This is a genomic window from Shewanella sp. CAL98-MNA-CIBAN-0140 (assembly GCF_040309905.1).
In the GTDB taxonomy this organism is placed as follows: Bacteria; Pseudomonadota; Gammaproteobacteria; order Enterobacterales; family Shewanellaceae; genus Shewanella; species Shewanella psychromarinicola.
Genome location: NZ_JBEOPI010000261.1, coordinates 1 through 244, shown reverse-complemented (window position 1 = coordinate 244; position 244 = coordinate 1). Strand labels below are relative to the sequence as shown.

Genomic DNA, 244 nt, shown 5'->3' with positions numbered 1-244 from the left:
CGTGTATTGGGCGAAGTTACCCCTGATATCGCCCGTGCGCTGACTTCTGGCGTTATGTTAGAAGATGGCATGGCACAGTTTGAAGACATCAAAGAAGGCGGCGGTGAAGGCGTCAACAAGTGGTATCACGTCAGACTAAAAGAAGGTCGTAATCGTGAAGTACGTCGCCTATTTGAGTCACAAGGTCTCAAAGTCAGCCGTCTATTGCGTACGCGCTACGGCACGATTGTGTTACCAAAAGAGC

General features: G+C 50.0%; 1 protein-coding gene. It reads left to right on the top strand.

Going from position 1 to position 244, the window contains the following annotated elements; genetic code table 11:
- On the top strand, positions 1–244 hold a 244-nt coding region (locus AAEY93_RS20995; RefSeq protein WP_502959580.1), incomplete at both ends, for a pseudouridine synthase family protein.